The sequence below is a fragment of the bacterium genome (assembly GCA_021158245.1).
GTDB lineage: Bacteria > Zhuqueibacterota > QNDG01 > QNDG01 > QNDG01 > QNDG01.
On the sequence record JAGGVB010000114.1, the window covers coordinates 1 to 7,786 of the forward strand.

Sequence of the window (7,786 nt, forward strand, 5' to 3'; positions counted from 1 at the left end):
ATCTTGACAGAAGACAGGGGCTGATAAAAGATAAGTTCTTGGAGTTCAGCGGTTTTCCTGTTTTGTATTTTACGCAGCTGCTGGCATGGGCGCTGGGAGAAAAAATATCAACTCTTGGTTTTAATGATCACTATTTTAATCCCCGCACTGTACTTGAGAAAGTTGTAAAAGCTGAGGTTGCACAATGAGCGGAAACGGACCAAAAAAGAAGATAGGTGTTTTTGTATGCCACTGCGGTATTAACATTGCCGGTGTTGTGGATGTTGAAAAAGTTGCAAAAGAGCTTTCAAAATATGACGGTGTTGATTTTTCCGTTGATTATGTTTACATGTGTTCCGAACCCGGGCAGAAGCTTATTGAAGAAACTATTAAAGAGAAAAAACTTGATTCTGTAATTGTTGCGGCCTGTTCTCCCACTTTGCACGAGAGAACATTTCAGAACGTTATGATCCGTGCAGGGCTCAATCAGTATCAGGTCGAAATTGCAAATATCAGGGAGCAGGACAGCTGGGTACATCCTGACAGAGACGAGGCTACAATTAAGGCAGCCCGAATTGTAAAATCCATGATTGAGAAGGTCAGGAGAAATGAAAATCTGGTGCCTCTTGCCGTAGATATAACGAGACGTGCCCTTGTAATCGGGGGAGGAATAAGCGGTATTCAGGCTGCTCTTGACATCGCTGATCACGGATATGAAGTACTGCTTGTTGAAAAGGAGGCATCAATCGGAGGACACATGGTGCAGCTCTCCGAAACCTTTCCCACTCTTGACTGTTCTCAGTGTATTCTTACTCCCAAAATGGTGGAAGCGTCACGCCACCCCAAAATTAAAATCCTTACGTACCATGAGGTTGAATCAATTTCCGGATTTGTCGGGAATTTTAAGGTTAAAATTAAAAAGCGGCCAAGATTTGTGGATCCTGATGTCTGTACCTTGTGCGGTGAGTGTGAAAAAGTCTGCCCTCAGGTTGTGGCAGACGAATTTAACATGGGTTTAAGTTTCAGAAAAGCTATATACATGCCCTTTCCGCAGGCAATACCCGGAACTTATACGCTTGATATTGAAAGCTGCCTGGGGCTGCTGCCCATCCGCTGCGGAAAGTGCAGGGAAGCATGCGAACCCAATGCAATTAATTATGATGATCAGGAAGAGATTTTTGAGGAAGAAGTGGGAGCAGTTGTTGTAGCAACAGGTTATGATCTTTACGGTCTGGATAATCTCGGAGAATTTGGCGGAGAAAAATATGAAGACGTTATAAACGGCCTTGAGTTTGAGCGTATCCTTTCTGCATCAGGCCCCACAGGCGGGCAGGTCAGAAGGCCTTCTGACGGCAAGGTTCCTAAAAATATTGTATTTGTGCAGTGCTGCGGATCAAGGGATCCGGAAAACCACAACCCGTACTGTTCCAAAATCTGCTGTATGTACACAGCCAAACATGCCATGCTGTACAAACACAGAGTGCCTGACGGAAATGCAACTGTATTCTATATTGATGTCAGGACAGGAGGCAAAAACTTTGACGAGTTTTTTCAGAGGACAATAGAAGAGGAACATGTGCTTTATGTGAGAGGAAAGGTATCAAAGATTTTCAAAGAGGGAGACAAACTGATTGTCTGGGGTGTTGATACTCTTACAGGCAGAAAGGTTGAAATGGAAGCGGACATGGTTGTTCTTGCCATGTCAATGGTTCCTTCGGAAAACGTTGATGAACTTCTGAAAAAATTAAAAATTTCCGCGGATGCAAACGGCTTTTTATCTGAAGCTCATCCCAAACTGAGACCTGTTGAGAGCCTTAATGCAGGGTTTTTCCTGGCAGGATGTGCGCACGGACCCAAAGATATTCCGGAAACAGTTGCTCAGGCTTCGGCAGCAGCAGCCAAGGTGGGTGACCTGTTTGCACAGGAAAAACTTTATCATGAACCCACAGTTGTTTCTGCGGAGGAAGAGCTGTGCGCAGGATGCGGAATCTGTGTGCCGGTTTGTCCCTACGGCGCAAGAACTCTTAACAGAGAAAGAGGAGTGGTCGAAGTAAATGAGATTCTGTGTGAAGGGTGCGGCGCATGCGCAGCAGCCTGTCCGTCAGGTGCGGCACAGCAGAGAAACCAGACCGACGAACAGATCTTTTCAATGGTTAAAGCAATTTTGAAGGAGTAGCCATGTTTGAACCGAAAATAATGAGTTTTATCTGCAAATGGTGTACTTATGCCGGTGCAGATCTGGCAGGCACTTCCAGAATGGAGTATGCTCATAATCCTGTAAATGTCAGAGTTATGTGTTCATCAAGAATTGATCCACAGCATATTTTTTATGCTTTCAAACACGGAGCAGACGGTGTTTTTATTGGAGGATGCCATCCCGGAGACTGCCACTATGTTGAAGGAAATTATAAAACATTAAGAAGAGTTTCTCTTGTAAAAAAAATGATGAGAGATATGGGTATTGACCCGGCACGGCTGAGGTTGGAATGGATTTCTGCTGCAGAAGGGGCAAAATTTGTTGAAGTTATGAACGAATTTACAGAACAGATTAAAAATCTGGGCCCGTTAAATTTCAGAGAAATGGCATCAATAGATGAGGGTGTAAGTCATGAGTAATGATGTAGAGACAAAACAGAACAAAAAGCAAGACAATCTTGTACCCATTTATATTATGGGGAAGAGATACGATGTTCCGTCATCACTTACAATTCAGAAAGCAATGGAGTATGCAGGATATCAGCTTGTAAGAGGGTGCGGGTGCAGAGGCGGTATCTGCGGAGCATGCGGCACTGTTTACAGGTTCCCCAACTCATACAGAATTGAAGTGGGACTGGCGTGCCAGACTGTTGTAGAGCCTGATATGTACATTGCCCAGCTTCCCTTTTTCCCGGGTAATAAGGCCGAATATGATATTGAAAAACTTGAGCCAACAGGTGCAACCATTGCAAAATACTATCCTGAAATTTACAAATGTGTGGGATGCGGAACGTGCACCAGGTCATGTCCTATGGACATTGATGTTATGGATTACATAAGCCGGGCAATAAGAGGTGATATTGAAGGAACTGCAAAACTTTCTTTTGATTGTGTAATGTGCGGCTTGTGTGCTGCAAGATGCCCTGCGGAAGAGGTTCAGTACAACATTGCGATTCTTGCAAGAAGACTTTACGGCCGGCATATTGCAAAGAGAGCGTCTCATCTGCAAAAAGCTGTTGAATATGTGGAACAGGGCAGGTTTAAAAAAGGAATAGAGCAATTAAAAAAGATGAGCGTTGAACAGCTTAAGGAAATTTACAATGCAAGAGAAACTGAGCCCCACATGGGGCCTGAAGAGTGGACTCCTGCAGACAAAAAAAATGTAATTATTGAATAAACTATAAATCAGGTTTGGAGAATTACCATGCCATACACAGCTGAATTAAAGAAACTGATTAAAATTGTGGAAAAAACACGACCCGCCCGGGTTGAGAGAAAAAAGAGAGGTGAAGAGTTCCCTCCTATGTCTCTGAAAGAGAGGGAAGAAATCTTAAAATATCACCCGGATTTTAAAGAGGACGGAAGATCAGAGATAAAACTGGGACCCAATAAGGGTTACAGAATTGCCAATGAAATGGTATCTTTACTGCATGCTCCGAGCAGAGTTGATCCGGACAGGGTTGATCTTTCTTCTGCAGATTACGAAACAGATGTGCTTGTAATCGGCGGAGGCGGAGCAGGTTCTGCTGCTGCTCTTCTGGCAAGGGAGAACGGTGCAAAAGTTATTATTGCAACCAAGCTCAGAATGGGCGATGCAAATACAATGATGGCAGAGGGCGGAATTCAGGCTGCCACAAAAAGTGAAAAAGATTCGCCTTATTATCACTATCTTGATGCAATGGGCGGCGGGCATTTTAAGAATGATCCGGATCTTGTTGAAACCCTTGTAACCGAGGCACCGAAAATCATTGCATGGCTGGAAAAACTGGGTGCAATGTTTTCCAAATTTGAAGACGGCAGGCTTAAGACAATGCACGGCGGAGGTACAAGCAGAAAGCGTATGCACTATGCAGGAGATATTACAGGCGCTGAAATTATGAGAACAGTAAGAGATGAAGTTAAAAATCACAGCGCTGATATTAAAATTCTTGAGTTTTCTCCTGCTGTTGAGCTCATTTTAAATGATAAGGGCGCTTGTGCCGGTGCACTTCTTTACAATCTTGAAACAGAAGAGTATCTTGTTGTCAAAGCAAAGGCAGTGGTTCTTGCAACAGGCGGATCAGGAAGGCTCCATATACAAAACTTTATGACAACAAACCACTACGGAGCAACAGGCGACGGCCTGATAATGGGGTATCATGCAGGGGTTCCCCTCTCATTTCTGCATACTGTACAGTATCATCCCACCGGAGCGGTTTTTCCCGAGCAGGCAGAAGGCCTTCTGATAACAGAAAAATTCCGGGGCGCAGGTGCAAATGTTCTGAATATTGACGGCGAGCAGTTTGTGTATGAAAGAGAGCCGAGAGATGTTGAAGCATCTGCTTTTATCCGTGAGTGCCTTGAGAGGGGTAAGGGAGTACCTACTCCAACAGGGAAATTCGGAGTGTGGCTTGATTCTCCTATGATTGACATTCTTAACGGAGAGGGAACAGTACGAAGGGAGTTCCCCGGTAAATGGATTCTTTTTAAGCGTTACGGAATTGATATTACAAAAGAACCAATGCTTGTATTCCCCACGCTTCATTACCAGAACGGCGGTCTGAAAATTGACATAGAGACAAAAACCAATATTCCGGGACTTTTTGCAGGCGGGGAAGTCTCAGGCGGAGTGCACGGAGAAAACCGTCTTATGGGCAATTCTCTTCTTGATGTTATGGTGTTCGGCCGTATTGCAGGGAAAAATGCTGCAATCTATACAAAAAACAGGTACAAAGAGGGAAAACTCTCTCTAAGTCATATTAAAAAATACAATTTTGAAATTAAGGCAGTAAAAATTGACACAGACAGCAGGGTTGCACCAATGCTGCTTCCGGATTATTCCAATCCTGATGTAAGAAAAAAGCAGCTTACAACCCGATATGTGGGAACCATTAGATAACGGAAATTATTATGGCCATACGTCAGAGAAACAGACCTTTTGGCATTGAAAAGCCAGGTGTTGTAAGAGGGAAAGTAGTAATAATTGAAGAGCGGTGCAAAGGGTGCGGGTTTTGCGTAGAATACTGTCCGAATGAAGTGCTTGAGCTTTCAGAAAAATTCAATGTAAAAGGATATCACCCGCCGGTTGCAAAAAATCCCGACAGCTGTGTAAACTGCGGTTTCTGCAGAATGATATGCCCGGAGTTTGCAATTTATACATTTGAAATTAAAGATGAATAAAATACAAAAAGGTGACATACTGTGAAAGCTGATCCAAAAGGAGTGTTAACAGGTTCTCATTATTTTGACGGTGATGTTGCATGCTGTGAGGGAGCTCTTGCTGCAGGATGCAGGTTTGTAGCAGGATATCCTATTACTCCGTCAACAGAGGTGGTAGAACATTTTGCAAAGAGAATTCCCCTTGTGGGGGGAGTTTTTATACAGATGGAAGACGAACTTGCATCTTCCATTGCAATACAGGGCGCTGTATGGGCAGGCAAAAAATCAATGACAGTTACATCTGGCCCCGGTTTTTCTCTTATGATGGAGCACATAGGTCTGGCAGCAATGACAGAACTGCCGTGTGTATTTGTAAATGTGCAGAGAGGAGGGCCGTCAACAGGACTGCCTACTCTTCCGGGTCAGGGAGATATGATGCAGGCAAGGTGGGGTTCGCACGGCGATTATGAAATAATTGCAATATCACCGGACTCACCTCAGGAGTGTTTTGATTTTATGATTGATGCCTTTAACCTTTCCGAAACCTACAGAGTTCCCGTAATGTTTATGATGGATGAGTGTGTCGGCCACATGATGGAAAGAGTAATTATTCCTTCCCCTGAAGATATTAAAATTACACCACGCAGATTTACAAAAAAATCTCCTGAGGATTATCTGCCTTTTGAGCCGGGCCCTGATATGATTTGCGATATGGTCAAAGCAGGGGATGGCTACAGAATTCATGTTACCGGGCTTACGCACAATTACAAAGGTTATCCTGAGATGAATGCGGAGTGCCAGGAAGAGCTTGTGCACAGACTGATAAATAAAATCAGGCTTAACCAGGATGCAATTTGCAAATATGAAGAGATTATGGTTGAAGATGCAGATGTTGTCATTATTTGCTACGGCATTACATCACGAATTGCAATTGAGGCGGTTCATAAAGCAAGAGAAGAAGGAATAAAAGCAGGAATGCTGCGCTTAATTGTTGTCTGGCCTGTTCCGGAAAAAATAATCAAAGGATATGCAGATAAAGGCAAAGCAATGGTTATGGCTGAAATGAATTACGGGCAGGTTTTCTGGGATGTGGAACGCCTTGCGCATGGTAAAGTTCCTGTTATTCTGGCGGGGCATGGAGGCGGAACTGTTCATGAACCCGGGTTTCTGGTGGAAAAAATTACGGAGGCTAACAAGTGTCTGTTAAAGAAGAATTAGCACAAGCGGCTTCATGCTCTCCAGCCGCAAACAATGATGTGCATCCAATGGAAAATTTCCTGAGGATGGACAGAATTCCGCATATCTGGTGCCCAACCTGCGGTATCGGAGTTACTGTTAACTGTTTTGCCCAGGCATTGGAGAGATGCGGCATTCCTCTTGACGATCTTGCGGTTGTATCGGGAATCGGCTGTACGGGCCGTGTTGCAGGATATGTAAAAGTGGATTCGTTTCATACAACACACGGAAGAGCAATTCCCTTTGCCACAGGTATGAAACTTGCCAATCCGAAATTAAAGGTTGTTGTGTTCAGCGGTGACGGTGATCTTATTGCTATCGGCGGCAATCACCTTATGCATGCTGCAAGACGTAACATTGATATAACCGTAATATGTGTGAATAATTTTAACTATGCAATGACAGGCGGACAGGTAGCACCAACAACTCCGAGAGATTCAGTGCTCACAACCTCCCCTTACGGAAATTTTGAAGGATCTTTTAATCTCCCACATTTGACCGAATCCATAGGCGCGGTTTATATTGCACGATGGACCGCTCTGCACATCCACCGTCTGACAGATTCGATTGTTGAAGCTCTGAATAAACCGGGATTCTCCTTTGTTGAGATTCTTGCACCGTGCCCCACTATCTTTGAGAGGAGAAATAAATTCGGCGATGGCCTTGACAGACTCAAATATTATTATGAAAACAGTGAAATAGTACACGGCGCTGATCCGAGAGATGCTGATATTGAATTAAGAGGCAGGATTATTGTAGGTACTTTTATAAATCGTGACAGGCCGACTTATCTCGAATCTATGAATAAACATCTTAAAAGTCATCTCGGTAAAGCTTTTAATATCTACGAGGGATAGGACATGGTAAAGACAGAGATAAAAGTAGGGGGATTCGGCGGCCAGGGTGTTATTTTAGCAGGATATATTATAGGAAAGGCCGCATCAATTTTTGATAATAAATTTGCTACAATGACCCAGTCATTCGGGCCTGAAGCAAGGGGAAGTTCCTGCAGTTCACAGATAATTGTTTCAGATGAAAGGATACTCTATCCCTATGTGTCAGTTCCTCAGATTATGGTTATTATGAGCCAGGAAGCTTATACAAAATTTTCTCCCCAGATTGCTCCGAAGGGTACAATGCTGATTGAAGAAGAACTCGTAACAGTTTCAAACCTTCCCGAAACTGTTAAACTTTTTGGAATCCCAGCAACGAGAATAGCAGAAGAACTTGGAAGAAA

The 7,786-nt window shown here is 43.7% G+C and carries 9 protein-coding genes; all 9 read left to right on the forward strand.

All coding sequences use genetic code 11. The features are described from left to right. Positions 1-188: hypothetical protein (locus tag J7K93_06585; GenBank protein MCD6116661.1), on the forward strand; the 188-nt coding region annotated here is incomplete at its 5' end. Next, complete coding sequence (locus J7K93_06590; protein MCD6116662.1) at positions 185-2,155, forward strand: CoB--CoM heterodisulfide reductase iron-sulfur subunit A family protein; 1,971 nt, start codon at positions 185-187, stop codon at positions 2,153-2,155. The genes J7K93_06585 and J7K93_06590, both read left to right, overlap by 4 nt. 2 nt (positions 2,156-2,157) lie before the next feature. After that, entirely contained in the window at positions 2,158-2,595 is a 438-nt protein-coding gene (locus J7K93_06595) for a hydrogenase iron-sulfur subunit (protein ID MCD6116663.1), read from the forward strand. After that, a complete protein-coding gene (locus J7K93_06600) occupies positions 2,588-3,352 on the forward strand; it encodes a 4Fe-4S dicluster domain-containing protein (protein ID MCD6116664.1) in 765 nt (254 codons plus the stop codon). The genes J7K93_06595 and J7K93_06600 overlap by 8 nt, the downstream gene beginning before the upstream one ends. A 27-nt stretch (positions 3,353-3,379) precedes the next feature. Beyond that, positions 3,380-5,053 carry an FAD-binding protein gene (locus J7K93_06605; GenBank protein MCD6116665.1) on the forward strand — a complete coding sequence of 558 codons (1,674 nt, stop codon included), beginning with the start codon at positions 3,380-3,382 and terminating at the stop codon, positions 5,051-5,053. A gap of 11 nt (positions 5,054-5,064) precedes the next feature. Next, positions 5,065-5,334: a 4Fe-4S binding protein gene (locus J7K93_06610; GenBank protein ID MCD6116666.1), complete on the forward strand. Its 270-nt coding sequence runs from the start codon at positions 5,065-5,067 to the stop codon at positions 5,332-5,334. Positions 5,335-5,355: 21 nt separating this feature from the next. Further along, positions 5,356-6,531, forward strand: coding sequence for a 2-oxoacid:acceptor oxidoreductase subunit alpha (locus tag J7K93_06615; GenBank protein ID MCD6116667.1), 1,176 nt, complete (start codon positions 5,356-5,358; stop codon positions 6,529-6,531). Positions 6,532-6,578: 47 nt separating this feature from the next. Next, positions 6,579-7,406 carry a 2-oxoacid:ferredoxin oxidoreductase subunit beta gene (locus J7K93_06620; protein ID MCD6116668.1) on the forward strand — a complete coding sequence of 276 codons (828 nt, stop codon included), beginning with the start codon at positions 6,579-6,581 and terminating at the stop codon, positions 7,404-7,406. Between the two features lie 3 nt (positions 7,407-7,409). Next, on the forward strand, positions 7,410-7,786 hold a 377-nt coding region (locus J7K93_06625; protein ID MCD6116669.1), incomplete at its 3' end, for a 2-oxoacid:acceptor oxidoreductase family protein.

What these genes read in the sequence shown, in the direction of transcription:
- J7K93_06590 (MCD6116662.1), top strand. Translation starts at nt 185, where the DNA reads ATGAGCGGAAACGGACCAAAAAAGAAGATAGGTGTTTTTGTATGCCAC.
- J7K93_06595 (MCD6116663.1), top strand. Translation starts at nt 2,158, where the DNA reads ATGTTTGAACCGAAAATAATGAGTTTTATCTGCAAATGGTGTACTTAT.
- J7K93_06600 (MCD6116664.1), top strand. Translation starts at nt 2,588, where the DNA reads ATGAGTAATGATGTAGAGACAAAACAGAACAAAAAGCAAGACAATCTT.
- J7K93_06605 (MCD6116665.1), top strand. Translation starts at nt 3,380, where the DNA reads ATGCCATACACAGCTGAATTAAAGAAACTGATTAAAATTGTGGAAAAA.
- J7K93_06610 (MCD6116666.1), top strand. Translation starts at nt 5,065, where the DNA reads ATGGCCATACGTCAGAGAAACAGACCTTTTGGCATTGAAAAGCCAGGT.
- J7K93_06620 (MCD6116668.1), top strand. Translation starts at nt 6,579, where the DNA reads ATGGAAAATTTCCTGAGGATGGACAGAATTCCGCATATCTGGTGCCCA.